Origin of the sequence: Pseudomonas sp. BIGb0381, from assembly GCF_024809815.1 — a bacterium.
Classification (GTDB): domain Bacteria; phylum Pseudomonadota; class Gammaproteobacteria; order Pseudomonadales; family Pseudomonadaceae; genus Aquipseudomonas.
The window spans coordinates 599,980-625,119 of record NZ_JANUEN010000001.1 but is presented as its reverse complement, the minus strand read 5'-3'; the positions used below and the strand labels follow the sequence as shown (position 1 = coordinate 625,119).

General features: G+C 62.0%; 20 protein-coding genes. 9 read left to right on the top strand and 11 right to left on the bottom strand.

What is annotated here, in order from left to right; translation table 11 throughout:
- Nucleotides 1-71: 71 nt before the first annotated feature.
- The 8 genes from M2397_RS03080 to M2397_RS03045 form a co-directional block, all read right to left on the bottom strand.
- Nucleotides 72-1,073 carry a PleD family two-component system response regulator gene (locus M2397_RS03080; RefSeq protein WP_131697291.1) on the bottom strand — a complete coding sequence of 334 codons (1,002 nt, stop codon included), beginning with the start codon at nucleotides 1,071-1,073 and terminating at the stop codon, nucleotides 72-74.
- A 51-nt stretch (nucleotides 1,074-1,124) separates the two neighbouring features.
- Nucleotides 1,125-2,135, bottom strand: coding sequence for a chemotaxis response regulator protein-glutamate methylesterase (locus M2397_RS03075; protein ID WP_131697292.1), 1,011 nt, complete (start codon nucleotides 2,133-2,135; stop codon nucleotides 1,125-1,127).
- Nucleotides 2,132-4,405, bottom strand: coding sequence for a hybrid sensor histidine kinase/response regulator (locus tag M2397_RS03070; RefSeq protein ID WP_167654833.1), 2,274 nt, complete (start codon nucleotides 4,403-4,405; stop codon nucleotides 2,132-2,134). Before M2397_RS03070 ends, M2397_RS03075 begins: the two co-directional genes overlap by 4 nt.
- Nucleotides 4,402-5,103: a chemotaxis protein CheW gene (locus tag M2397_RS03065; RefSeq protein ID WP_145335088.1), complete on the bottom strand. Its 702-nt coding sequence runs from the start codon at nucleotides 5,101-5,103 to the stop codon at nucleotides 4,402-4,404. Before M2397_RS03065 ends, M2397_RS03070 begins: the two co-directional genes overlap by 4 nt.
- A complete protein-coding gene (locus tag M2397_RS03060; protein WP_145335089.1) occupies nucleotides 5,100-6,353 on the bottom strand; it encodes a protein-glutamate O-methyltransferase CheR in 1,254 nt (417 codons plus the stop codon). Before M2397_RS03060 ends, M2397_RS03065 begins: the two co-directional genes overlap by 4 nt.
- Nucleotides 6,350-6,862: a chemotaxis protein CheW gene (locus tag M2397_RS03055; RefSeq protein ID WP_131697296.1), complete on the bottom strand. Its 513-nt coding sequence runs from the start codon at nucleotides 6,860-6,862 to the stop codon at nucleotides 6,350-6,352. The genes M2397_RS03060 and M2397_RS03055 overlap by 4 nt, the downstream gene beginning before the upstream one ends.
- Nucleotides 6,862-8,484: a methyl-accepting chemotaxis protein gene (locus M2397_RS03050; RefSeq protein WP_145335091.1), complete on the bottom strand. Its 1,623-nt coding sequence runs from the start codon at nucleotides 8,482-8,484 to the stop codon at nucleotides 6,862-6,864. The genes M2397_RS03055 and M2397_RS03050 overlap by 1 nt, the downstream gene beginning before the upstream one ends.
- Nucleotides 8,485-8,643: 159 nt before the next feature.
- Nucleotides 8,644-9,351 (bottom strand): tellurite resistance TerB family protein, encoded by a 708-nt coding sequence (locus M2397_RS03045; protein ID WP_131697298.1) that lies wholly within the window; start codon nucleotides 9,349-9,351, stop codon nucleotides 8,644-8,646.
- Between the two features lie 191 nt (nucleotides 9,352-9,542).
- Here M2397_RS03045 and M2397_RS03040 point away from each other — a divergent pair, with 191 nt between their 5' ends.
- The 8 genes from M2397_RS03040 to M2397_RS03005 all read left to right on the top strand — a co-directional run bounded on the left by M2397_RS03040 (nucleotide 9,543) and on the right by M2397_RS03005 (nucleotide 19,745).
- Nucleotides 9,543-10,454: a LysR family transcriptional regulator gene (locus tag M2397_RS03040; RefSeq protein WP_131697299.1), complete on the top strand. Its 912-nt coding sequence runs from the start codon at nucleotides 9,543-9,545 to the stop codon at nucleotides 10,452-10,454.
- Between the two features lie 132 nt (nucleotides 10,455-10,586).
- A complete protein-coding gene (locus tag M2397_RS03035) occupies nucleotides 10,587-12,044 on the top strand; it encodes a gamma-aminobutyraldehyde dehydrogenase (RefSeq protein ID WP_178116712.1) in 1,458 nt (485 codons plus the stop codon).
- Between the two features lie 71 nt (nucleotides 12,045-12,115).
- Entirely contained in the window at nucleotides 12,116-13,267 is a 1,152-nt protein-coding gene (gene ydcS, locus M2397_RS03030; protein WP_131697301.1) for a putative ABC transporter substrate-binding protein YdcS, read from the top strand.
- Nucleotides 13,268-13,406: 139 nt separating this feature from the next.
- Nucleotides 13,407-14,441 carry an ABC transporter ATP-binding protein gene (locus M2397_RS03025; protein WP_259242280.1) on the top strand — a complete coding sequence of 345 codons (1,035 nt, stop codon included), beginning with the start codon at nucleotides 13,407-13,409 and terminating at the stop codon, nucleotides 14,439-14,441.
- A gap of 1 nt (nucleotide 14,442) precedes the next feature.
- Nucleotides 14,443-15,372 carry an ABC transporter permease gene (locus M2397_RS03020; protein ID WP_090408657.1) on the top strand — a complete coding sequence of 310 codons (930 nt, stop codon included), beginning with the start codon at nucleotides 14,443-14,445 and terminating at the stop codon, nucleotides 15,370-15,372.
- Nucleotides 15,362-16,171 (top strand): ABC transporter permease, encoded by an 810-nt coding sequence (locus M2397_RS03015; protein ID WP_016977919.1) that lies wholly within the window; start codon nucleotides 15,362-15,364, stop codon nucleotides 16,169-16,171. Before M2397_RS03020 ends, M2397_RS03015 begins: the two co-directional genes overlap by 11 nt.
- 169 nt (nucleotides 16,172-16,340) lie before the next feature.
- Nucleotides 16,341-17,765, top strand: a complete 1,425-nt coding sequence (locus tag M2397_RS03010) for a gamma-aminobutyraldehyde dehydrogenase (RefSeq protein WP_184744493.1) — start codon at nucleotides 16,341-16,343, stop codon at nucleotides 17,763-17,765.
- 354 nt (nucleotides 17,766-18,119) lie between these two features.
- Complete coding sequence (locus M2397_RS03005) at nucleotides 18,120-19,745, top strand: glucan biosynthesis protein D (RefSeq protein ID WP_131697306.1); 1,626 nt, start codon at nucleotides 18,120-18,122, stop codon at nucleotides 19,743-19,745.
- Nucleotides 19,746-19,793: 48 nt separating this feature from the next.
- Here the strand turns inward: M2397_RS03005 and M2397_RS03000 are convergent, their stop codons facing one another.
- The 3 genes from M2397_RS03000 to M2397_RS02990 form a co-directional block, all read right to left on the bottom strand.
- Entirely contained in the window at nucleotides 19,794-19,979 is a 186-nt protein-coding gene (locus M2397_RS03000; RefSeq protein ID WP_131697307.1) for a hypothetical protein, read from the bottom strand.
- 270 nt (nucleotides 19,980-20,249) lie between these two features.
- Complete coding sequence (locus M2397_RS02995) at nucleotides 20,250-21,356, bottom strand: NADH:flavin oxidoreductase/NADH oxidase (protein WP_259242279.1); 1,107 nt, start codon at nucleotides 21,354-21,356, stop codon at nucleotides 20,250-20,252.
- 221 nt (nucleotides 21,357-21,577) lie between these two features.
- Nucleotides 21,578-23,479: a potassium transporter Kup gene (locus tag M2397_RS02990; RefSeq protein WP_027604535.1), complete on the bottom strand. Its 1,902-nt coding sequence runs from the start codon at nucleotides 23,477-23,479 to the stop codon at nucleotides 21,578-21,580.
- A gap of 289 nt (nucleotides 23,480-23,768) precedes the next feature.
- Here M2397_RS02990 and rimO point away from each other — a divergent pair, with 289 nt between their 5' ends.
- Complete coding sequence (gene rimO / locus M2397_RS02985; RefSeq protein WP_005785474.1) at nucleotides 23,769-25,109, top strand: 30S ribosomal protein S12 methylthiotransferase RimO; 1,341 nt, start codon at nucleotides 23,769-23,771, stop codon at nucleotides 25,107-25,109.
- Nucleotides 25,110-25,140: the final 31 nt, after the last annotated feature.

The window sequence follows — 25,140 nt, the reverse complement described above, 5'->3', positions numbered from 1 at the left end:
GCAGACGACGCAGGGTTAAATGTAGGAGGGAGGAAGCCCCCTCCCACATTTTGATCTGTTGCGGCCTCGACTCACTCGATGCCGACCAGATTGCGCCCGTTGTGCTTGGCCGTATACAAGCCCTTGTCCGCCGCCATGATCAACTGGCGGCAATCCGTACCCTGCACCGGCGTCATGGTCGACAGGCCGATGCTGATGGTCAGGCTTGAGCCTTCAGCCGGGGCAATATGCGGGATTTTCAGCGCGGCAACGGCCATGCGCAGCTTTTCCGCCACCAGACGTGCGCCACCCGGCGAGGTGTTCGGCAGCACCAGCGCGAACTCTTCGCCGCCGTAGCGCGCCGGCAGGTCCGAGGGACGGCTGCTGGCTTCACGGATGGTGTTGGCGACTTTACGCAGGGCTTCGTCGCCCTCGACGTGGCCGAAGCTGTCGTTGTAGGTCTTGAAGAAGTCCACATCGATCATCAGCAACGACAGCTGGGTCTGGTCACGCATGGCGCGTCGCCATTCCAGCTCCAGGTATTCGTCGAAGTGGCGGCGGTTGGACAGCCCGGTCAGGCCATCGGAGTTCATCAGCCGTTGCAGCACCAGGTTGGTGTCCAGCAGCTGTTGCTGGCTGACCCGCAGCGCACGGTAGGCGGCATCGCGCTGCAACAGGGTCATGTAGGAGCGTGAGTGATAGCGGATGCGCGCCACCAACTCGATGTTGTCCGGCAGCTTGACCAGGTAATCGTTGGCCCCCGCCGAGAACGCCGCGCTCTTGATAAGCGGGTCTTCCTTGGTGGAAAGCACGATGATCGGGATGTTCTGCGTGGCCGGGTGGTTGCGGTATTCGCGCACCAGGGTCAGGCCGTCGAGGCCGGGCATCACCAGATCCTGCAGGATCACCGTGGGCTTGATACGGATGGCCTGGGCAATCGCCTGGTGCGGGTCGGCGCAGAAGTGGAAGTCGATGTTTTCTTCGTGGGCCAGGCCGCGCCGGACGGCTTCGCCGATCATGGCCTGGTCGTCGACCAGCAACACCATGGCGGCATTTTCGTCGGTCTTGATGCCGTCGATCTGTAAATCATTCATGTGCAGTCACCTGAATTACTGCCTGCAAGCCTGCACCGTGGAAGGTCATGATCATTTTGCAAAGACCTCCAGCAGTCGGGGCGCAATTCTATCCAGTGGGCGAATTTCAACAGCAGCATCAATCGCCGCCGCCGCTTTGGGCATGCCATACACCGCCGAGCTTTGCTGATCCTGGGCGATGGTCAAATAACCTTGTTCACGCATTAACTTGAGCCCCTGGGCCCCGTCACGGCCCATACCGGTGAGCAGTACGCCGACGGCATCGCCATTCCAGTGGCTGGCCACGCTTTCGAAGAACACGTCGATCGAAGGCCGGTAAATCTCATTCACCGGCTCTGCGGTATAGGCTAGCGTGCCATTCTTCAATAAACGAATGTGATGATTAGTGCCGGCCAGCAGCACCACCCCGCTTTGCGGCGGTTCGCCTTCCCGGGCCAGGCGTACCGGCAGGCCGGAGGCACTGCTCAGCCACTCGGCCATGCCGGCGGCGAATACCTGGTCCACATGCTGCACCAGCACAATGGCCGCGGCAAAGTCCCGGGGCAAACCCCTGAGCAGGATTTCCAGAGCAGCCGGGCCACCCGCCGAAGAACCGATCGCCACCAGGCTCTGGCGTTTGCCGGTGCTGCGCTCCGGCGTGGTTTCGGCGCGCACACGGCTGCCGCGCTGGCCGATCAGCCAGCCGATGTTGAGGATCTTGCGCAGCAACGGCGCCGCCGCATCCTTGGGGTTGCCCACGCCGAGCGCCGGCGTATCCACCACATCCAGGGCGCCGTGACCCATGGCTTCGAACACCCGACTCATATTGGCCTGGCGGTCGACGGTCACCAGCAGGATCGCGCACGGGGTCTCGGCCATGATCTGCCGAGTGGCCTCCACGCCGTCCATCACCGGCATGATCAAGTCCATCAGGATCAGGTCCGGGGTCAATTCAGCGCAGCGCTGCACCGCCTCCAGTCCATTGCCGGCCACCCACACCACCTGGTGCGCGGGTTCGAAGCTCAAGGCCCGGCGCAGGGCCTCCACGGCCAGGGGCATGTCATTGACGATCGCAATCCTCATGACCGCGCGCCTCCAATCAGTTCCACCACGGCATCCAGCAGCGCGTCATCGTGGAAGCTGGCTTTGGCCAGATAATAATCGGCGCCAGCGTCCAGCCCGCGACGGCGGTCTTCTTCACGGTCTTTGTACGACACCACCATCACCGGCAACGATTGCAGGCGACTGTCACGGCGCAAGAGTGTGACCAATTCAATACCGTCCATACGAGGCATATCGATGTCAGTGATAAGCAGGTCGAAGTCTTCGGAGCGCAAGGCGTTCCAGCCGTCCATGCCGTCGACCGCGACGGCCACTTCGTACCCACGATTAAGCAGCAATTTGCGTTGCAACTCCCGCACGGTGAGCGAGTCGTCCACCACCAGTACTCGCTTGCGCGGTGCTTCGTTGGCCTGCTGGCTGCGCCGGGCGATGCGTTCCAGGCGCCCGGTGTTGAGCAGCTTGTCCACCGAGCGCAACATGTCTTCCACATCGACGATCAATACCACCGAGCCGTCGTCCAGCAAGGCGCCGGCGGAGATATCCTGGACCTTGCCCAGGCGATCATCCAGCGGCAGCACCACCAGCGTGCGCTCGCCGATAAAGCGCTCCACGGCGATGCCGTAAACCGCATCGCGCTCGCGGATCACCACCACCTTCAAGGTTTCATCATTGTTCTGCCCTGGCGGGCGCTGCAATAACTGGCTGGCGGCGACCAGGCCCACATGCCGACCCTCGTGCCAGAAATGCTGGCGGCCTTCCAACTGCACGATATCGTCAGGCGCCAGGTCGCACATACGCTCGATATGGGCCAACGGGAACGCATAGGCTTCTTCGCCGACCTCCACCACCAGGCTGCGGACCACCGACAGGGTCAGCGGCACCTCCAGATGGAAGCGGCTGCCCTGCCCCGCCGTCTGCTCCAGCACCACCGCGCCACGCAGTTGACGGACCATATGTTGCACCGCATCCAGGCCGACACCACGCCCGGACACTTCGGTAACCTTGTCGCGCAGGCTGAAGCCAGGCAGAAACAGGAACGTCAGCAGTTCCTCTTCGCTCAGGCGCAGGGCGGTCTCCAGCGGTGACAGGTGCCGGTCGACGATGGTGCCGCGCAGGCGCTCCAGGTCGACGCCGTTGCCGTCGTCACTCAGTTCCAGCACCAGCAAACCGGCCTGATGGGACGCACGCAGGCGGATCAAGCCTTCGGCCGGTTTGCCTGCCAACAGGCGTTGGTCGGGCATTTCGATGCCGTGGTCGACGGCATTGCGTAATAAATGGGTGAGTGGCGCTTCGAGCTTTTCCAGCACGTCGCGGTCGACCTGGGTCTTTTCGCCCTCGATCTCCAGGCGTACTTGCTTGCCCAAGCTGCGGCCGAGGTCGCGCACCATGCGCACCTGCCCGGCCAGCACATCGGCAAACGGGCGCATGCGACACGCCAGCGCGGTGTCGTAGAGCACCTGGGCGCGTTGCCCGGCCTGCCAGCCGAATTCATCCAGCTCGGCGGTCTTTTCCGCCAGCAACGCCTGGGCTTCGCTCAGCAGGCGTCGGGCATCGGCCAGCGCTTCCTGGGCTTCGAGATTCAAGTTCAGGGTCTTGAGCTGGCCGTCCAGGTTGTCCAGGGCACGCACGCTGTTGCTCTGGATCCGCTTGAGGCGTTGCATGCTGGCGAGGTAGGGCTTGAGGCGCTGGGTCTCCACCAGGGATTTACTGGATAAGTCCAGCAGGCTGTTCAGGCGCTCCGCGGTTACCCGCAGTACGCGTTCGCCGCCTTCGGTCATGCGCTTGTTCTGGCGCACAGGCTCGCTGGTGACCGGTGGCGCGGGCTCGGGTTCTGCGGGCAGCTCTTCGACGATAGGCGCAGGCGCCGGCTCGGGTGGCGGCGCGAGCCTGGCAGCGGGCTGGGACGGGTCGAGCAGGCGCTCCATCAGCGCCACGTAGGCTTCGATGTCCGCCGGCCCCACGTCGTTGCCGGGGGTGGCGATGCGCATCAGCAGGTCGGTGCCCTGCAGCAGCGCGTCGATATGTTCGGGTTGCAGGTACAGGCGGCCTTCCTGGGCGCTGACCAGGCAATCCTCCATGACATGCGCCACGCTGACGCCGGCGTCCAGCCCAACGATTCGCGCCGCGCCCTTGAGCGAGTGCGCGGCGCGCATGCAGGCTTCCAACTGGTCGGCCTGGGTCGGGTTGCGTTCCAGGGCCAGCAGGCCCGCGCTCAATACCTGAGTCTGCGCATCGGCTTCCAGGCTGAACAGTTCCAGCAGCGAAGCATCACGCATCTGGTCGGGGGTCATGTGAGGCTCCGGGTCACGGCGGACAACAATTGCGCCTCGTCCAGCCAACGCAGACTGCGGCCCTTCCACTGCAATACGCCCTGGGTAAAGCGGCCGCTGGCCTGGGTACCGGATGCCGACGCCGCCTTCAAGGTGCGCTCATCGATGGCATGGATACCGTCGACTTCGTCCACCGGCACCACCACCGGGCCGTCCTGGGCGGCAATAATCAACATCCGCGGCATGATCCGCCCACCGCTGGCGCCATGGCCGGTGGTGTCCAGGCCCAGCAGCTCCACCAGCGACAGGCATGCCACCAGCGCGCCGCGTACATTGGCCACGCCGAGCAAGGCACGCGAACGCTGGTGCGGCAAGGAGTGGATCGGTTGCAGGGTTGCCACCTCTACCAGGCAACGGGTGGCGATACCCAGCCATTCTTCGCCGAGGCGGAATATCAGCAATGAACGGGTGGCCACCTCCTCGCCACGCGCAACGCCGGCCTGCGGGCGATGATCGTCCTGTTGCAGGGCATAGCGGTCCAACAGGCGCGTGGCCGCGGCCGAATACACTGAGCAATTGCGGCAGTGGATATGGTCCGCCAGCAACGGGCAGGATTTGTCACCATGAATACCGATGCGGTTCCAGCAGTCGTCGATGGCTTGCGTGTCGGCCAGGGTCAAGTCCAGGCCGGTAGTGTCGAGCACGTCTGGGCTACTCATGGTTTTTGCTCACTGTCGGCTCGCTCGCTACGCGCGGCCCGCGCCTGCAACCGGCGCGCCCCCGCACTGTCGCCCTGGGACTCGAGCAAGGCGGCCAGGTGCATCAAAGCCTGCGAATGCTGGGGCTCCAGGTACAAGGCTTTTCGATAATAGCCCTGGGCTTCCAGGGCGCTGCCGGCCACATCGCTGAGCAGTCCCAGCCAGTAGAACACCTGGGCGGCCGGCGGGTGGTTGTTCAGATATTGTTCGCACGCGGCGCGGGCATCAACGCTTTTGCCTTCATTGGCCAATGTAGCGATCCGGCTGAGCAAGGCGCTCGCATCGGACGCCGGCGCCTTGATCGGCACCACTTGGGCGCTGACTGTGCTGAACGGTCGCGGCTTGACAGGAATCGGTGCGGCGCTGCGCTGGGGTATGGGCATCGGCATGAAAACCGGCTCGGGCTTGACCGGCTCGGCATGTCGGCTGAACGCAAAGGACTGCGGCACACCGATCGAACGCATGCCATGCCGGCCCAGCAGGCTGCCCTCGGCCGGGCCGATAAACAGCACGCCGTCCACGTGGGTCAGGCCTTTGAGCACATCGAAGACGTGCTTCTGGGTCGGCTGGTCGAAGTAGATCAGCAGGTTGCGGCAAAACACAAAATCGTAGCTCGCCTCGTTGGTCAGCAATGCGGGGTCGAGCAGGTTGCCCACCTGCAGGCGCACCTGTTCGCGCACCCGCTCGGCGATGTGGAAGCCGTCGCCATATTCGACGAAGTGGCGATCACGAAAGGCGATGTCACCGCCGCGAAACGAGTTCTTGCCGTACACCCCGCGCCGGGCACGCTCCACCGACAGAGGGCTGACGTCGATGCCCTGCACTTTGAACTGGTGCGGCGCGAGGCCGGCATCCAGCAGCGCCATTGCGATCGAATAAGGCTCTTCGCCGGTGGAACAGGGCAGGCTGAGGATACGCAGCGCACGCATCTGGTTGATCTCGAGCAGGCGCGCCTTGGCCAGGCGGGCCAGGGTCGCGAAAGATTCGGGGTAACGGAAAAACCAGGTTTCGGGGACGATCACCGCTTCGATCAGCGCTTGCTGCTCATCGTGGGAACGCTGCAGATGGTGCCAGTAGTCATTCGTGGTGCCGGCCTGAATGGCTTGGCACCGCTGGCGTACGGCACGTTCGATGATGGCCTCGCCGACCGAGGCGACATCCAGGCCGATGCGTTCCTTCAGGAAGGCAAAGAAGCGCGGGTCGCTGCTCATAGGCTCTGCTCGGCGCTGAACAGCAGAGTGCGCACTGGCTCAGTGAGCAATTCATCGACGCCGATCCACTGCATCAGGCCCAACGCATCTTCACGGACCAGCCCCAGGTACGGGGCTTCACGGTTGTCCAGGCCATAAGGTTTGAATTCCTCAATCGCGCAACGCAGGGTGTCGGTGGCCTGCTCCAGGATCAGCCCCAGCCAGCGCGCTTCGACCCAGGGTTCGGGTTGATAGTTGACCAGCACCAGCCGCGTGCTGGTGCGGGCCTGGGCAGGTTTGCCGAAGGTCAGGGCGCTGAGGTCGATGACCGGCACCAGCAGGCCACGATGGGCGAAGATCCCCGCCACCCACTGCGGCGCATGGGCGATGGGCTTGAGGGGCAGGCGCGGCAGCACCTCGGCCACTTCCGTAGCCTTGAGGGCAAAGCGCTCCTGGCCGACGTGGAACACCAGGAACAACGCTTTTTTCGCTGCCGGGACGGCGCCGCGTTTAGCCGCGAGGTCGCTCATCAGACTTTGAAACGCGACACGCCGCTGCGCAGACCCACCGCAACCTGGCTCAGTTCATCGATGGCAAAGCTGGCCTGGCGCAGGGACTCCACCGTCTGGCTGCTGGCATCACCCAGTTGCACCAGGGCGTGGTTGATCTGCTCGGCGCCCGTGGCCTGGGCCTGCATGCCTTCGTTGACCATCAACACCCGCGGCGCCAGCGCCTGTACCTGATGAATGATCTGCGACAGCTGCTCGCCCACTTGCTGCACTTCGAACATGCCTCGGCGCACTTCTTCGGAGAACTTGTCCATGCCCATGACACCAGCGGAAACCGCCGACTGAATCTCACGCACCATCTGCTCGATGTCGTAGGTCGCCACGGCAGTCTGGTCGGCCAGGCGGCGCACCTCGGTGGCCACCACGGCAAAACCGCGCCCGTATTCACCGGCCTTTTCGGCTTCGATGGCGGCATTCAAGGACAGCAGGTTGGTCTGGTCGGCGACCTTGACGATGGTCACCACTACCTGGTTGATGTTGCCGGCCTTCTCATTGAGGATTGCCAGCTTGGCGTTGACCAGATCGGCGGCGCCCATCACCGAATGCATGGTTTCTTCCATCCGCGCCAGGCCTTGTTGGCCGGAACCGGCGGCCACCGAGGCCTGGTCGGCGGCGGTGGACACTTCGGTCATGGTACGGACCAGATCCTTGGAAGTGGCAGCGATCTCCCGCGAAGTGGCACCGATCTCGGTGGTAGTCGCAGCAGTTTCAGTGGCAGTGGCCTGTTGCTGCTTGGAGGTGGCGGCAATTTCGGTGACCGAGGTGGTGACCTGTACCGAAGAACGCTGGGCCTGGGACACCAGGGCCGTAAGCTCGGTCATCATGTCGTTGAAGCCGGTTTCCACCGCGTTGAATTCGTCCTTGCGCGCCAGGTTCAGGCGTTTGCTCAGGTCACCGTCACGCATGGTGCCGAGGATGTCGACGATGCGCTGCATCGGCGCCATGATCGCGCGCATCAGCAGCAGGCCGCACAGACCAGCGGCAAGAATCGCCACGGCCAGCGACATGAACATGCTGACCTTGGCCGAGGCAACCGCGTCGTCAATAGCCGCCGTTGCTTTATCCGACACTGCCTTGTTTTCGGTGATGATGTCGTTGAGCTTCATGCGCCCTTCGGTCCAGATCGGCGTCAATTGCTCTTCCAACAACTCGCGTGCGGCCGGCATGTCATTAGCTTCGACGCGCTCAAGCACCTGGCCCAACACCTTGTTGTAGTTGATGTGAGCGGCCTTGAAGTTATCGAACTCCATGCGATCGGCCTGGCTATGGACCGTTGTTTCGTAGTTGGCCATCTGCTGCTCGATACGCGATTCGAAGGCCCTGTAGTCCGACTTATCGCTACTGGTGAGGGTTTTATCCTCGCGCAGGCCAATAATATCGATGGTCTGCAAATAGCTGTCGACCCACGCGCTGCGAATCATCGAACTGAGATAAACCCCCGGCACCGCATCGTCACGCACCGCTTCCTGACTGGCTTCGATCTTCATCAACCGTGAGTAGGACACCACAACCATCAGCAGCATGATCGCGATAATGACCGCAAAGCTCGCCAAAATCCGCTGGCGCAAGGTCCAATTCTTCACAGTACTTCCTCGAAGGGCCATTCAAATGGAGGGGAGTATAGCTGAGCAGAAGCCCTCATTTATCAATGGGTTTTGGTGTTGTGCCGACATAAATGCAAAAACACCTGTGGGAGGGGGCAAGCCACCTCCCACATCTATGGTTTTGCGTACACCCGGTGGTTATTGACTAAGCCGTACCTGCTTTTCCAGCTCTAGCTTCAAGCCGGGCTCGAGTTTCAGTTGGCGGGCCAATTCGTCCAGATAGGCCTTTTCCATAAAGTTCTCCTCGTCCACCAGCATCACGCTGGCGATGTACATCTCGGCGGCCATTTCCGGGGTACTGGCGGCGCGGGCGACGTCGGTCGGGTCCAGCGGTTTGTTCAACTCGGCGTGCAGCCAGCTTTGCAGTTCGCGGTCGTCGTCCAGCTTGGTGAATTCACCTTCGATCAGTGCGCGTTCACGCTCATCCACATGCCCGTCGGCCTTGGCTGCAGCGACCAGGGCCTTGAGGATCCCCTGGCTGTGCTGCTCGACCTGGGCCGGTGGCAGGCGGTCGATGGTTTGCGGCTCGCCCTGAGGCACGTTGGCCTGCTTGGCCTGCCAGTTGCCGTAGGCTTTGTAGGCAATCACGCCCAACGCGGCCAGCCCGCCGTAGGTCAGGGCCTTGCCGCCAAACTTGCGCGCCTTCTTGTTGCCCAGCAACAGGCCCATGGCACCCGCCGCCAGGGCGCCGCCGCCCGCACCGCCGAGCAAGCTACCCAGACCGCCGCCGCCGAGCAGCCCACCGAGGGCGCCTTTATCGTCCTGCTTGCGCTGGCCGCCGGTTTTGTTCTGCAACATGTCCTGGCCGGACTTGAGCAACTGATCGAGCAATCCACGGGTATTCATTCGTAGCCTCCAGACACTAGGGTTCATAGGACCAATAGGCCCTCAGCGTAAAACTAAGTGCCAAAAAGCCGCGATCTAGAGTGCTTCCAGATGTAACGCCGCGCTGGCCGCTTATAGCTTGTCGCTGCCGTTCGCTAAAACCGATATACACTCGGACAAATCTATAAAAACACCCCACCGGTAATTCCAGCATGATGACCTTGCGTCAAATCCGGCATTTTATCGCCGTGGCCGAGACCGGCTCGATCTCCGCAGCCGCGCAGACCGCGTTCATTTCCCAGTCCACGCTGACCCTGGCGATCCAGCAACTGGAGCAGGAAATCGGCATCAACCTGTTCAACCGCCATGCCAAGGGCATGACCCTCACGCATCAGGGCCATCAGTTTTTGCGCCAGGCGCACCTTATCCTCGCCACCGTCGACAATGCCAAGCGCAGCCTGCAACAGAGCACCGATCAGGTAGCCGGGCAGTTGATCGTCGGCGTGACCAGCCTGGTCGCTGGCTATTACCTGGCAGATTTGCTCACCCGCTTCCAGCGTGCCTATCCCAACGTGGAGATCCGCGTGATGGAAGACGAGCGCCCGTATATCGAGCATTTGCTGGTCAGCGGTGAAATCGACGTGGGCGTGCTGATCCTCTCCAACCTGGAAGATCGCCACGCCCTGCAGACCGAGGTCCTCACCCACTCGCCCCACCGCCTGTGGCTGCCGGCGCAACACCCGCTGCTGGAGCACGACAGCATCAACCTCGCCGACGTGGCAAGCGAGCCGCTGATTCAGCTGAACGTCGACGAAATGGGGCATAACGCCCAGCGCATGTGGACCGGTGCCGGCCTGCAACCGCGCGTGACCCTGCGCACCGCCTCCACCGAGGCCGTGCGCAGCCTGGTGGCGGCAGGCCTGGGCGTGTCGATTCAACCGGACATGACCTACCGCCCCTGGTCCCTGGAGGGCGACATTATTGAAGCGCGACCGATTGCCGACCTCAGCCAGACCCTGGACGTCGGCCTGGCTTGGCGTCGGGGCACTGCACGCCCGGCATTGGTGGATCCGTTCCTCACCGTAGCGCGGGAACAGCCACACCCACGCAAGCCATCTATTTAATCGAATGCTGCGTTCAGTATTTAGTATTTGTTGACCTCGCGCCTGACCTCTAGTCTCTCTCTATCCATAAGAGAAGGTGAGGCGCCTCGTAGGAGAACGCCCATGACCACACAAGAAAAGAGATCGCGAAAAATGTCCGGCGCCCCCACCCCGCTGCTCACTGCGTTGTTGATCGACGGCGAACTGGTCCAGGGCCAGGGCGTTGCCGAGTCGATCCTCAACCCGGCCACCGGCGAAGTGCTCACCCGGATCGCCGAAGCCAGCACCGAGCAGGTCGAAAGCGCCATCCTCGCCGCCCACCGCGCCTTTGCCGGTTGGTCGCGGACCACGCCGCAACAACGCTCGAACATCCTCCTGGGCATCGCCGACGCCATCGAGAAACAAGCCGACTACCTGGCCCGCCTGGAATCGCTGAACTGCGGCAAGCCATTGCACCTGGCGCGCCAGGATGACTTGAGCGCCACCGTCGATGTGTTCCGCTTCTTCGCCGGCGCCGTGCGCTGCCAGACCGGCCAGCTCAGCGGCGAGTACCTGCCGGGCTACACCAGCATGGTGCGCCGCGATCCAATTGGCGTGGTGGCCTCGATTGCGCCGTGGAACTACCCCTTGATGATGGCCGCATGGAAGATCGCCCCGGCGCTGGCGGCCGGTAATACCCTGGTGTTCAAGCCGTCGGAACATACGCCGCTGTCGATCCTCGCATTGGCCCCGGTCATGAAGGACTTGTTACCACACGGGGTCGTCAACATTCTGTGTGGCGGCGGTGAAGGCGTCGGCAGCCATTTGGTCAGCCACCCGAAGGTGCGCATGGTGTCGCTGACCGGCGACATCGTCACCGGCCAGAAAATCCTGCAAGCCGCCTCCAAGACACTCAAACGCACACACCTGGAATTGGGCGGCAAGGCGCCGGTGATCGTGTGCAACGACGCCGACCTGCAAGCCGTGGTCGAAGGCGTGCGTGCCTACGGCTACTACAACGCCGGCCAGGACTGCACCGCGGCGTGCCGCATCTACGCTCAGGCGGGCATCCACGACAAATTGGTCGCCGAACTGGGCGCGGCGGTCAGCAGCCTGCGCTTTGCCGGCAAGCGCGATGCCGATAACGAACTCGGCCCGCTGATCAGCACACGCCAGCGCGACCGCGTGGCCAGCTTTGTCGAGCGCGCCCTCGGCCAACCGCATATCGAGCGGGTCACCGGTGCCGCCGTGCATTCGGGGGCCGGCTTCTATTACCAGCCGACGCTGCTCGCCGGCTGCAAACAAAACGATGAAATCGTCCAGCGCGAAGTGTTCGGCCCGGTGGTCACCGTGACCCGCTTCGACGCACTGGAACAGGCGGTGGACTGGGCCAACGATTCCGAGTACGGCCTGGCCTCCTCCGTCTGGACCCAGAACCTGGACAAGGCCATGCAGGTTGCCGCGCGCCTGCAATACGGCTGCACCTGGATCAACAGCCATTTCATGCTGGTCAGCGAAATGCCCCATGGCGGGTTGAAGCGCTCGGGGTATGGGAAAGATCTGTCCAGCGATTCTCTACAGGACTACAGCGTGGTGCGCCACATCATGGCCCGCCACGGCCAGCACCTTTAAAACAACAACTAAGCTCATGCGTTACGGCTTCACACACTGCCCCGACCATAATTAAAGAAGAGGGAACCCCCATGTCTGCGCATAAGACCGCACTGCTCAGTGCCCTGACCACCGCGCTGCTGGCCAGCGTCAGTATCCAGGCCGCCGAACCGCTCAAGGCGGTGGGCGCCGGTGAAGGCCAGTTGGATATCGTCGCCTGGCCCGGCTATATCGAACGTGGCGAAAGCGACAAGGCCTACGACTGGGTCACAGGTTTCGAGAAGGAAACCGGCTGCAAGGTCAACGTGAAAACCGCCGCCACCTCTGACGAAATGGTCAGTTTGATGGCCAAGGGCGGTTATGACCTGGTCACCGCGTCGGGCGATGCGTCGCTGCGGTTGATCGTCGGCAAGCGTGTGCAACCGATCAACACGGCGTTGATCCCCAACTGGAAGAGCATCGACCCGCGCCTCAAGGATGCGCCGTGGTATGTGGTGGGCCAGCAGACCTACGGCACCCCGTACCAGTGGGGCCCGAACGTGCTGATGTACAACACCACCGTGTTCAAGACCGCGCCGACCAGTTGGAACGTGCTGTTCGATGCGCAAAACCTGCCGGACGGCAAGCCGAACAAAGGACGCGTGCAGGCCTATGACGGGCCGATCTACATCGCCGATGCGGCGCTGTACCTCAAGTCCACCAAGCCTGAGCTGGGCATCCAGAGCCCGTACGAGCTGACCGAGACCCAGTACAAAGCCGTGCTCGAGCTGTTGCGCGCGCAGCAACCGTTGATCCACCGCTACTGGCATGACACCACCGTGCAAATGAGTGACTTCAAGAACGAAGGCGTGGTGGCCTCCAGCGCCTGGCCGTATCAGGTCAACGGCCTGCAAAACGAGAAGCAGCCGATTGCCTCGACCATTCCCAAGGAAGGCGCCACCGGCTGGGCCGACACCACCATGTTGCACAGCGAGGCCAAACACCCCAATTGTGCCTACAAGTGGATGGACTGGTCGCTGCAGCCGAAGGTCCAGGGCGATGTCGCCGCCTGGTTCGGCTCGCTGCCGGCGGTGCCTGCAGCCTGTAAGGAAAGCGAACTGCTCGGCGCCGAGGGTTGCAAGACCAACGGCTTCGACCAGTTCGACAAGATCGCCTTCTGGAAAACCCCGCAAGCTGAGGGCGGCAAATTCGTGCCGTACAGCCGCTGGACCCAGGATTACATCGCGATCATGGGCGGCAGGTAAAACCCTGCAGACGGCATAGATCCCCTGTGGGAGGGGGGCAAGCCCCCTCCCACATTGACCGCATTCACAGATGTTTTGACTTTTCAGAAGTCCAGGCCGGGCCGCTGCGACGACCCGCGCCCTTTTGGAGCACCGCACCATGACGCTTGCAGTCCAATTCACCCACGTCTCCCGTCAGTTCGGCGAAGTGAAAGCCGTTGACCGGGTTTCCATCGATATCCAGGACGGCGAGTTCTTTTCCATGCTCGGCCCATCCGGCTCGGGCAAGACCACCTGTCTGCGCCTGATCGCCGGTTTCGAGCAGCCCAGCGCAGGCTCGATCCGGATTCATGGCGAGGAAGCCGCCGGCTTGCCGCCGTATCAGCGTGATGTAAACACTGTGTTCCAGGACTACGCGCTGTTCCCCCATATGAATGTGCGCGACAACGTCGCCTATGGCCTCAAGGTCAAGGGCGTGGGCAAGAGCGAACGCCGCAACCGCGCCGAAGAAGCCTTAGGGATGGTCGCCCTCGGTGGCTATGGCGAGCGCAAGCCGGTGCAGCTCTCCGGCGGCCAACGCCAACGGGTGGCCCTGGCCCGCGCGCTGGTCAATCGCCCGCGTGTGTTGCTATTGGACGAGCCGTTGGGCGCCCTCGACCTCAAGCTGCGCGAACAAATGCAAAGCGAGCTGAAGAAGCTGCAACGCCAGCTTGGCATTACCTTTATCTTCGTCACCCACGACCAGACCGAAGCGCTGTCGATGTCCGACCGTGTGGCGGTGTTCAACAAAGGCCGGATCGAACAGGTCGACACCCCGCGCAACCTGTATATGAAACCGGCCACCGCGTTCGTCGCCGAGTTCGTCGGCACCTCCAACGTCATTCGCGGCGAGTTGGCCCAGCGCCTCAGCGGCAGTGCGCAGCCGTTCTCGATTCGCCCGGAACACGTGCGTTTTGCCGAGGGACCGCTGGGTGCTGGCGAAGTGGAAATCAGCGGCTTGCTGCACGACATCCAGTACCAGGGCAGCGCCACCCGCTATGAACTGAAACTGGAAAACGGTCAGGCGCTGAATATCAGCCAGGCCAACAACCAGTGGCTGGACATCAGCAGCGGCCATCAGGTCGGCCAGTCCATCACCGCCCGTTGGGCACGGGAAGCCATGACGCCGCTGACTGACCGCGCAGGCGAGGTGTGACATGAGCCTGGCCCTTTCCCAACCGCCGATGCGCAGGTTTTCCAACCTGCTGTACCGCAAGCCCAACCTATACCTGGCGATGCTGCTGATACCGCCGCTGATCTGGTTCGGCGCGATCTACCTGGGTTCGTTGCTGACCCTGCTGTGGCAAGGCTTCTACACCTTTGACGACTTCACCATGGCGGTCACGCCGGACCTGACCCTGGCCAACTTCGCCGCGCTGTTCCAGCCGTCGAACTTCGACATCATCCTGCGCACCTTGAGCATGGCGATCGTGGTGTCGATCGCCAGCGCCATCGTCGCCTTCCCGATTGCCTACTACATGGCGCGCTACACCACGGGCAAGACCAAGGCGTTCTTCTATATCGCGGTGATGATGCCGATGTGGGCCAGCTATATCGTCAAGGCGTATGCCTGGACCTTGCTGCTGGCCAAGGGCGGCGTAGCGCAATGGTTCGTGCAGCATCTGGGCCTGGAGCCGGTGTTGCAATTCGTGCTGGGCATTCCCGGCGTGGGCGGCAGCACCTTGAGCACCTCGCACCTGGGGCGGTTCATGGTGTTCGTCTATATCTGGCTGCCCTTCATGATCCTGCCGATCCAGGCGTCCCTGGAGCGCTTGCCGCCGTCACTGCTGCAAGCTTCCGCCGACCTAGGCGCCAAGCCGCGCCAGACCTTCATGCAGGTGATTCTGCCACTCTCGGTGCCGGGGATTGCCGCCGGCTCGATCTTCACGTTTTCGCTGACCCTGGGCGACTTCATCGTGCCGCAACTGGTGGGCCCGCCGGGCTATTTCGTCGGCGGCATGGTGTACGCCCAGCAAGGTGCCATCGGCAATATGCCCATGGCCGCGGCGTTCACCCTGGTGCCGATCGTGCTGATCGCGGTTTACCTGTCCATCGTCAAACGCCTGGGGGCCTTCGATGCACTCTGAAAAATCGTCTATTGGCCTGAAGATCGCTGCTTGGGGTGGATTGGTGTTTCTCCATTTCCCGATCCTGATCATCTTCCTCTACGCCTTCAACACCGAAGAAGCCGCGTTCAGCTTTCCGCCCCAGGGCTTTACCCTGAAGTGGTTCAGCGTGGCCTTCGCCCGGCCGGACGTACTGGAAGCGATCAAGCTGTCGTTGCAGATCGCCGCCATCGCAACCCTGATTGCCATGGTGCTTGGCACCCTGGCCTCGGCGGCGCTGTATCGCCGCGAGTTCTTTGGCAAGCAAGGCGTGTCGCTGATGTTGATCCTGCCGATCGCGCTGCCGGGGATCATCACCGGTATTGCGTTGCTGGCGACCTTCAAGACCCTGGGCATCGAGCCGGGGATGTTCACCATCATCGTCGGCCACGCGACGTTCTGCGTGGTGATCGTCTACAACAACGTGATCGCCCGTCTGCGCCGCACGTCCCACAGCCTGATCGAAGCCTCGATGGACCTGGGTGCGGACGGCTGGCAAACCTTCCGTTACATCATCATGCCCAACCTCGGCTCGGCGCTGCTGGCCGGCGGCATGCTGGCGTTTGCACTGTCGTTCGACGAAATCATCGTCACCACCTTCACCGCCGGCCATGAACGTACGTTGCCGCTGTGGTTGCTCAACCAGTTGAGCCGGCCACGGGATGTGCCGGTGACCAACGTGGTCGCGATGCTGGTGATGCTGGTGACGATGTTCCCGATCCTCGGTGCCTATTACCTGACCCGCGGCGGTGAAAGCGTGGCCGGGAGTGGTGGTAAATAATTTTTTGTTGAAGACACCGAGCTCAAATGTGGGAGGGGGCTTGCTCCCGATAGCAGTGTGTCAGTTGTAGATGATGTGACTGAAAGACTGTCATCGGGAGCAAGCCCCCTCCCACATTCAGAGCCGGTTTATTCAGTGACATAACGATCGCTTTTTGGAGGACTGAACCATGCAAACCAAACTCTTGATCAACGGCCACCTGGTCGAAGGCGAAGGCCCGGCGCAAGCGGTGTTCAACCCGGCGCTTGGCCGTGTGCTGGTGGAAATCAATGAAGCCAGCGAAGCCCAGGTCGACGCCGCCGTGCGCGCCGCCGATGCGGCCTTCGAAGGCTGGTCGCAAACTGCGCCCAAGGATCGCTCGCTGTTGCTGCTGAAACTGGCCGACGTGATCGAAGCCCATGGCGCAGAGCTGGCCAAGCTGGAATCGGACAACTGCGGCAAGCCCTACAGCGCCGCCCTGAACGATGAGATTCCGGCGATTGCCGACGTGTTCCGCTTCTTCGCCGGCGCCAGCCGCTGCATGAGCGGTTCGGCGGCGGGTGAATACTTGCCTGGCCACACCTCGATGATCCGGCGCGACCCGGTGGGCGTGATCGCGTCCATCGCGCCATGGAACTACCCGCTGATGATGGTCGCCTGGAAAATCGCCCCCGCCTTGGCCGCCGGTAATACCGTGGTGCTCAAGCCATCGGAACAAACCCCGCTGACCGCGCTGCGCATGGTCGAACTGGCGTCGGAGATTTTCCCGGCCGGTGTACTCAACCTGGTATTCGGCCGTGGGCCTACCGTGGGCAGTCCGCTGGTGAACCATCCGAAAGTGCGCATGGTGTCATTGACCGGCTCCATCGCCACTGGCGCCAATATCATCTCCAGCACCGCCGACAGCGTGAAGCGCATGCACATGGAGTTGGGCGGCAAGGCCCCCGTGATCATCTTCAACGACGCGGATATCGATGCCGCCGTGGAAGGTATTCGCACTTTCGGCTTCTACAACGCCGGCCAGGATTGCACCGCTGCGTGCCGGATTTATGCGCAAGCGGATATCTACGATGCGTTTGTCGAAAAGCTCGGCGCGGCGGTCGCCAGCATCAAATATGGTGTGCAGGATGACCCGGCGACCGAGCTGGGCCCGCTGATCACCGCGCAACACCGCGACCGTGTCGCCGGGTTTGTCGAACGCGCCGTAGCACAACCGCATATCCGCCTGGTCACCGGTGGCAAGGCGGTGGAAGGCAATGGCTTCTTCTTTGAGCCGACCGTCCTGGCTGACGCGCAGCAGGATGACGAGATCGTGCGCCGCGAGGTGTTCGGGCCGGTGGTGTCGGTGACCAAGTTCACCGATGAGGCCCAGGTATTGGGCTGGGCCAATGATTCGGACTACGGGTTGGCGTCGTCCGTGTGGACCGCCGACGTAGGACGTGCCCATCGCCTGGCCGCGCGCTTGCAATACGGCTGCACCTGGGTAAACACCCATTTCATGCTCGTCAGCGAAATGCCTCACGGTGGTCAGAAACTGTCGGGGTATGGCAAGGACATGTCCATGTACGGCTTGGAGGACTACACCACGGTTCGCCATGTGATGTTCAAGCACTGATCCCCCCAAGCGCCGTAACGCTTTATTGTAGGAGCGAGCTTGCTCGCTCCTACAGGCTTCCCCCATGGACATCACCCGCCGCGACTTCCTCAACGGCGTCGCCATCCGCCCTCCCACATTTCGATCTTCATAATTCCCAGGTAATGTGTCCACTCACAGCGCTGGAAATGTCTTGTTTCACATGCAATGCCATCACCCAGCCATCAATCAATTTTCCTACGTCATCGAACCGCTTAAGCTATCCGGCGTCTGTTTAATGTCCGTTGTGTTTGGCCGAAGGCATGTCCGAACCGTAATTTCTGATCCAGCACGTGCCAGGAACGGCGCGGGATTTGCTCACGACAGGTTGTCTCTATGCACCGCAGGAATTTGCTCAAAGCCTCCATGGCCATTGCGGCCTACACCGGTTTGTCAGCCAGCGGCCTGCTTGCCGCGCAGGCCTGGGCCGGTAACCGTGCCGCCGATGGCAAGGCCGTGGCGTTCGATTTTGAAACGCTCAAGGCCCAAGCCAAGCAGCTCGCCGGCACCGCGTATAAAGACACCAAACAGGTGCTGCCGCCCACACTGGCGACCATGACCCCGCAGAATTTCAATGCCATCGGCTACGACGGCAACCATTCGCTGTGGAAGGAATTGAACGGCCAACTCGACGTGCAGTTCTTCCACGTCGGCATGGGCTTCAAGACGCCGGTGCGCATGCACAGCGTCGACCCCAAGACCCGTGAAGCCCGTGAGGTGCATTTCCGTCCTTCGCTGTTCAACTATGAAAAAACCACTGTCGACACCAAACAGCTGACCGGCGACCTGGGTTTCTCCGGCTTCAAGTTGTTCAAGGCGCCGGAGCTGGATCGCCATGACGTGCTGTCGTTTCTCGGCGCCAGCTACTTCCGCGCGGTGGACTCCACCGGCCAGTACGGCCTCTCCGCCCGTGGCCTGGCGATTGATACCTACGCGAAAAAACGCGAGGAGTTCCCCGACTTCACGCAGTTCTGGTTCGAGACCCCGGACAAGAACGCGACCCGCTTTGTGGTCTACGCCCTGCTCGACTCGCCGAGCGCCACCGGTGCCTATCGTTTCGATATCGACTGCCAGGCCAACCAGGTGGTGATGGCCATCGACGCCAACATCAATGCCCGCACCGCCATCGAACAGCTGGGCATTGCAGCCATGACCAGCATGTTCAGCTGCGGCACCCATGAGCGGCGCATGTGCGACACCATCCATCCGCAAATCCACGATTCGGACCGCCTGGCGATGTGGCGTGGCAACGGCGAGTGGATCTGCCGCCCGTTGAACAACCCGGCCAAGTTGCAGTTCAACGCGTTCGCCGACACCGACCCGAAAGGTTTCGGCCTGGTGCAGACCGATCATGAATTCGCCAGCTATCAGGACACCGTCGACTGGTACAGCAAGCGCCCAAGCCTGTGGGTCGAACCGACCACCGCGTGGGGCGAAGGCTCGATCGACCTGCTGGAAATCCCCACCACCGGCGAGACCCTGGACAACATCGTGGCCTTCTGGACCCCGAAAAAACCCGTGGCGGCCGGCGACTCACTCAACTATGGCTACAAGCTGTACTGGAGCGCATTGCCACCAGTGAGCACGCCGCTGGCGCAAGTCGACGCGACCCGTTCCGGCATGGGCGGCTTTACCGAAGGCTGGGCGCCGGGCGAGCACTACCCGCAAGTGTGGGCACGCCGCTTTGCCGTGGACTTCAAGGGTGGCGGCCTGGACCGTCTGCCAGCCGGCACCGGGATCGAGCCGGTGGTGACCTGCTCCCACGGTGAAGTGAAGGATTTCAGCGTGCTGGTGCTCGACAACATCAAGGGCTATCGCATTCTGTTCGATTGGTACCCTACCAGCGACAGCGTAGAGCCGGTGGAACTGCGTCTGTTTATCCGCACCCAGGACCGCACCCTGAGTGAAACCTGGTTGTATCAGTACTTCCCGCCTGCACCGGACCAACGTAAGTACACCTGATCCAGATCGTTCCCACGCCCTGCGTGGGAACGATCCTTCAGCACGGCATCAGAACCGCGACACACTCTTCATCGCCCCAATCAGATAGCGCATCGCCACCTGATCGCTCTCGGTCAGGGCGCGATACTGCGCCAGTAATTCGGCTTCGTCCGAACTTAACCTGCGGCCACGCAAGGACACCCTGCGGGTGAAAAAAGACGCCACCACACCCGCTACACCATAGGACTTGGCCATGGACTGTTTCTCCTGATATCGATCAAATACTCCTGTGCCCACAAACCGTTTCCCGTGAAGCGCAATGCCCCCGTGGACAAACAGACTGACTCCCTGGGCCAGAAATCAGTCCTAACCTAAGCGTAGAAACAATCTCGTCACGTGTGGGATTTTTTTAGAGTATTCACTTAAAAAATCACTTCGGTAACAAATACCTACAACCTCATCCCACAGCATCAGGCAAAAAAAACCCACCGATTCAAGGTGGGTTTCGATGGAGCCGATGCTGGATCAATCCCTCAAGTCAGACTCATGAATCGGCTGGTCCCGATGGGTCGCCCGTTGGTACTGAGCCGGCCAAATGGCCTTGCGCCCGCCCAGATCATCATCGGCGTGCAACGGCCAGTAAGGATCACGCAGCAGTTCACGGGCCAGGAAGATGATGTCGGCCTGGCAGGTACGCAGGATGTGCTCTGCCTGGACCGGTTCGGTGATCATGCCGACGGTGCCGGTGGCGATGCCCGACTCCTTGCGCACGCGCTCGGCAAAGCGCGTCTGGTAGCCAGGGCCGGTGGGGATTTCGGCGTTGGCGGCAGTGCCACCGGAGGATACGTCGATCAGGTCGACGCCCAGGTCTTTGAGACGGCGCGCCAGTTCCACGGTTTCATCGGGGTTCCAGCCATCTTCCACCCAATCGGTGGCCGACACCCGCACGAACAGCGGCAGCTCCTGGGGCCAGACTTCGCGCACGGCTTCGGTCACTTGCAGCACCAGGCGGATACGGTTCTCGAAGGAGCCGCCGTATTGGTCCTGACGCTGGTTGCTGATGGGCGAGAGGAATTGATGCAGCAGGTAACCATGAGCAGCGTGGATTTCCACCACTTCAAAACCGGCGGTCAGGGCGCGCCTGGCGGCGGCGACAAAGTCGGCGATCACCTGCTGGATCTGCGCCTCATCCAATGGCTTGGGTTGTGTGTGCTGCGGGTCAAAGGCAATCGGCGACGGCCCCACCGGCACCCAGCCACCGTCCTGCGGCTTGACGCTGCCGTGCTTGCCGATCCACGGCCGGTGGGTGCTGGCCTTGCGTCCGGCATGGGCCAGCTGGATGCCCGCCACCGCGCCCTGGGCGGCAATAAAGCGGGTGATGCGTTGCAGGGGGGCGATCTGTTCGTCGTTCCACAGGCCCAGGTCTTCGGCCGTGATACGGCCATCGGCGGTCACGGCAGTGGCCTCGGTGAATATCAACCCGGCGCCGCCAACCGCGCGGCTGCCGAGGTGGACCAGGTGCCAGTCGTTGGCCAGACCATCGACACTTGAGTACTGACACATTGGCGACACGGCGATGCGGTTGAGCAGGGTCAATTGGCGCAGGGTATAGGGTTCGAGCAGCTGACTCATGGCGCACCTCTTCTTGGCTTTTGGGCACTTTTGTAGGAGCGAGCTTGCTCGCGAAGGTCTCATAGGCGCCGCGTTTATCCAGGATTAACGCGTTACCGTAACGTTTTTCACGGGCAAGCCCGCTCCTACACAACAGTGCTTAGAGCCTAGTCGACAACAGTGGATTGCACAGGGTTCAGAAGCAAAGCGGGAGCCGATTGCCGGCTCCCGTACCGCAGCGCTTACATTTCGACCTGGGTGCCCAGCTCGATCACCCGGTTGACCGGGAGCTTGAAGAACCGCAGGTTGCCGTTGGCGTTCTTGAGCATGAACGCAAACAACGCTTCGCGCCAACGGGCCATACCCTTGATGCGCGAGGCGATGACTGTTTCACGGCTGAGGAAGTAGGTGGTGCGCATCGGACTGAAATCCAGGCCGTCCAAATGGCACAGCTTCAAGGCTTCGGGCACGTCCGGCTCATCGGTAAAGCCGAAGTGCAGGATCACGCGGAAGAACCCTTCGCCGTAGGAGTCCACCTCGAAGCGCCGTGAGGCCGGGACACGCGGGATGTCTTCGTAGACCACCGTCAGCAACACCACCTGTTCATGCAGCACCTGGTTATGCAGCAGGTTGTGCAACAGCGCGTGGGGCACGGCGTCCGGGCGGGCGGTGAGGAACACCGCCGTGCCCTGCACGCGATGCGGCGGCTGCACGCGAATGCTGCTGATGAAGATCGGCAACGGCAGGCCACCTTCGTCGAGGCGGTCCACCAGCAATTGCTTGCCGCGCTTCCAAGTGGTCATCAGTACGAACAGCACAATCCCCGCCAATACCGGGAAGGCGCCACCCTGGATGATCTTCGGCACGTTGGCCGCGAAGTACAGCCCGTCCACCAACAGGCAGCAGACCAGGACCGGCACGGCCAGAATCGGGGGCCATTTCCACAGCAACAGCATGACTGCCGACACCAAGATAGTGGTCATCAGCATGGTCCCCGTCACCGCCACGCCGTAGGCCGACGCCAGCGCGTTGGAGGACTCGAAACCCAGCACCAGCAGGATCACGCCGACCATCAACGACCAGTTCACCGCACCGATATAGATCTGGCCCTGTTCGGCGCTTGAGGTGTGCTGGATATGCATGCGCGGGATATAACCCAGCTGGATCGCCTGGCGCGTCAACGAGAACGCACCGGAAATCACCGCCTGGGACGCAATCACCGTGGCCAGGGTGGACAACACCACCAGCGGGATCAGCGCCCAACTCGGCGCCAGCAAGTAGAAGGGGTTGCGCGCGGCTTCCGGATCGCCCAGCAGCATGGCGCCCTGGCCGAAATAGTTGAGCACCAGCGCCGGCAACACCAGGATGAACCAGGCGCGGGCGATGGGCTTGCGACCGAAGTGGCCCATGTCGGCATACAGCGCTTCGGCACCGGTCAACGCCAGCACGACCGCACCGAGGATCGCCACGCCGATGCCAGGGTGGGCCTCGAAGAAACGCACGCCCCACATCGGGTTCAGGGCATTGAGCACTTCAGGGTGCAGGGTAATGCCATACACGCCGAGGCCACCCAGCACCAGGAACCAAGTCACCATCACCGGCCCGAACAGCTTGCCGATGCGGTCAGTACCGTGCTTCTGGATCAGGAACAGCGCCACCAGCACCACCAAGGCGATCGGCACCACCCATTTTTCCAGGCCGTCGAACGCCAGTTCCAGGCCTTCAATGGCCGACAGCACGGAAATCGCCGGCGTGATCATGCTGTCACCATAGAACAGCGCCGCACCGCACAGGCCGCACACCACGAGGAAACTGCGCAACTTCTTGCGCTCCCCTGCCGCCCTTCGCGCCAACGCGGTCAGGGCCATGATGCCGCCTTCGCCCTGGTTATCGGCGCGCAGCACAAACAGCATGTACTTGATCGACACCACCCAGATCAACGACCAGAAGATCAGCGCCAAGATCCCCAGCACGCCGTCATGGTTGACCTGCACCCCATAACCACCGTTGAACACCTCTTTGAGGGTATAGAGCGGGCTGGTACCGATATCGCCGTAAACCACCCCGACCGCTGCCACCAGCATGCCGATCGGCTTTGCGTTGGAATGCTCGGCACCTGCTGCCTGACTACTTGCCTGACCCATCAACCACTCCTGCCCTTTGACCTGAGGTCTCTTATAAACAACGCGTCTAAGCTGACCCTAGCATGCGCTGTTTTACTTCTCGTAACAGACGTTTTATTGACCCAAGGGTTTTACCCGTGCGCAACGGCGCGAAGCATAGCGCAGCACTCGTCGCATTTCCCTGCATAAAGCTGGTCAAGTGCGTTGCCCGTCGCTAGAATTGCGCACTTTTTGATCAGAGGCGCAGCAAGCGCCCGTCCGCAGCCCTGTCGTGCCCGACTGGCGGCGTCATTCAATACCGAGGTTAGACATGTCCACCACCATCGCAAAAGCCAACCCCAAGGTTGGCTTTGTTTCCCTGGGTTGCCCGAAGGCTCTCGTCGATTCCGAGCGCATCCTCACGCAACTGCGTATGGAAGGCTATGACGTTGTGTCCACTTACCAGGACGCCGACGTGGTGGTGGTCAACACCTGCGGCTTTATCGACTCGGCCAAGGCAGAGTCCCTGGAAGTGATCGGCGAAGCCATCAAGGAAAACGGCAAGGTCATCGTGACCGGTTGCATGGGTGTGGAAGAAGGCAATATCCGCAACGTGCACCCAAGCGTGCTGGCCGTGACCGGCCCGCAGCAGTACGAGCAGGTGGTCAATGCCGTGCACGACGTGGTGCCGCCGCGCCAGGATCATAACCCGCTGATCGACCTGGTGCCGCCCCAAGGCATCAAGCTGACCCCGCGTCACTATGCGTACCTGAAGATTTCCGAAGGCTGCAACCACAGCTGCAGTTTCTGCATCATCCCGTCGATGCGTGGCAAGCTGGTCAGCCGTCCGGTGGGTGACGTACTCGACGAGGCCCAGCGCCTGGTCAAATCCGGCGTCAAAGAGCTGCTGGTGATCTCCCAGGACACCAGCGCCTACGGCGTCGACGTGAAATACCGCACCGGCTTCTGGAACGGCGCGCCGGTGAAAACCCGCATGACCGAACTCTGCGAAGCCCTCAGCAGCCTGGGCGTGTGGGTGCGCCTGCACTACGTCTACCCGTACCCGCACGTGGACGAGCTGATCCCATTGATGGCCGCCGGCAAGATCCTGCCGTACCTGGACATCCCGTTCCAGCACGCCAGCCCGAAAGTGCTCAAGGCCATGAAACGCCCGGCCTTCGAAGACAAGACCCTGGCGCGCATCAAGAACTGGCGCGAGATCTGCCCCGAGCTGATCATCCGTTCGACCTTCATCGTCGGCTTCCCCGGCGAAACCGAAGAAGACTTCCAGTACCTGCTGGACTGGCTGACCGAAGCGCAACTGGACCGCGTGGGTTGCTTCCAGTACTCGCCCGTGGAAGGTGCGCCGGCCAACCTGCTGGACCTGGCCGTGGTCCCGGATGACGTCAAGCAGGACCGTTGGGAGCGCTTCATGGCGCACCAACAGGCAATCAGCTCGGCGCGCCTGCAACTGCGTATCGGCAAGGAAATCGAAGTACTGATCGACGAAGTGGACGAGCAAGGCGCAGTCGGCCGTTGCTTCTTCGATGCACCGGAAATCGACGGTAATGTGTTTATCGACGATGCCAGCGGCTTGAAGCCGGGTGACAAGGTCTGGTGCACCGTGACCGACGCTGATGAGTACGATCTGTGGGCTGAAAAGCGCGACTGATCAAAAAAACTTGAAAAGCCCTGCCTCTGGA

Bases quoted from the DNA above. Each gene is read 5' to 3' on its own strand.
- M2397_RS03080 (WP_131697291.1), bottom strand. From the start codon at position 1,073: ATGAATGATTTACAGATCGACGGCATCAAGACCGACGAAAATGCCGCC.
- M2397_RS03075 (WP_131697292.1), bottom strand. From the start codon at position 2,135: ATGAGGATTGCGATCGTCAATGACATGCCCCTGGCCGTGGAGGCCCTG.
- M2397_RS03070 (WP_167654833.1), bottom strand. From the start codon at position 4,405: ATGACCCCCGACCAGATGCGTGATGCTTCGCTGCTGGAACTGTTCAGC.
- M2397_RS03065 (WP_145335088.1), bottom strand. From the start codon at position 5,103: ATGAGTAGCCCAGACGTGCTCGACACTACCGGCCTGGACTTGACCCTG.
- M2397_RS03060 (WP_145335089.1), bottom strand. From the start codon at position 6,353: ATGAGCAGCGACCCGCGCTTCTTTGCCTTCCTGAAGGAACGCATCGGC.
- M2397_RS03055 (WP_131697296.1), bottom strand. From the start codon at position 6,862: ATGAGCGACCTCGCGGCTAAACGCGGCGCCGTCCCGGCAGCGAAAAAA.
- M2397_RS03045 (WP_131697298.1), bottom strand. From the start codon at position 9,351: ATGAATACCCGTGGATTGCTCGATCAGTTGCTCAAGTCCGGCCAGGAC.
- M2397_RS03040 (WP_131697299.1), top strand. From the start codon at position 9,543: ATGATGACCTTGCGTCAAATCCGGCATTTTATCGCCGTGGCCGAGACC.
- M2397_RS03035 (WP_178116712.1), top strand. From the start codon at position 10,587: ATGTCCGGCGCCCCCACCCCGCTGCTCACTGCGTTGTTGATCGACGGC.
- ydcS (WP_131697301.1), top strand. From the start codon at position 12,116: ATGTCTGCGCATAAGACCGCACTGCTCAGTGCCCTGACCACCGCGCTG.
- M2397_RS03025 (WP_259242280.1), top strand. From the start codon at position 13,407: ATGACGCTTGCAGTCCAATTCACCCACGTCTCCCGTCAGTTCGGCGAA.
- M2397_RS03020 (WP_090408657.1), top strand. From the start codon at position 14,443: ATGAGCCTGGCCCTTTCCCAACCGCCGATGCGCAGGTTTTCCAACCTG.
- M2397_RS03015 (WP_016977919.1), top strand. From the start codon at position 15,362: ATGCACTCTGAAAAATCGTCTATTGGCCTGAAGATCGCTGCTTGGGGT.
- M2397_RS03010 (WP_184744493.1), top strand. From the start codon at position 16,341: ATGCAAACCAAACTCTTGATCAACGGCCACCTGGTCGAAGGCGAAGGC.
- M2397_RS03005 (WP_131697306.1), top strand. From the start codon at position 18,120: ATGCACCGCAGGAATTTGCTCAAAGCCTCCATGGCCATTGCGGCCTAC.
- M2397_RS03000 (WP_131697307.1), bottom strand. From the start codon at position 19,979: ATGGCCAAGTCCTATGGTGTAGCGGGTGTGGTGGCGTCTTTTTTCACC.
- M2397_RS02995 (WP_259242279.1), bottom strand. From the start codon at position 21,356: ATGAGTCAGCTGCTCGAACCCTATACCCTGCGCCAATTGACCCTGCTC.
- M2397_RS02990 (WP_027604535.1), bottom strand. From the start codon at position 23,479: ATGGGTCAGGCAAGTAGTCAGGCAGCAGGTGCCGAGCATTCCAACGCA.
- rimO (WP_005785474.1), top strand. From the start codon at position 23,769: ATGTCCACCACCATCGCAAAAGCCAACCCCAAGGTTGGCTTTGTTTCC.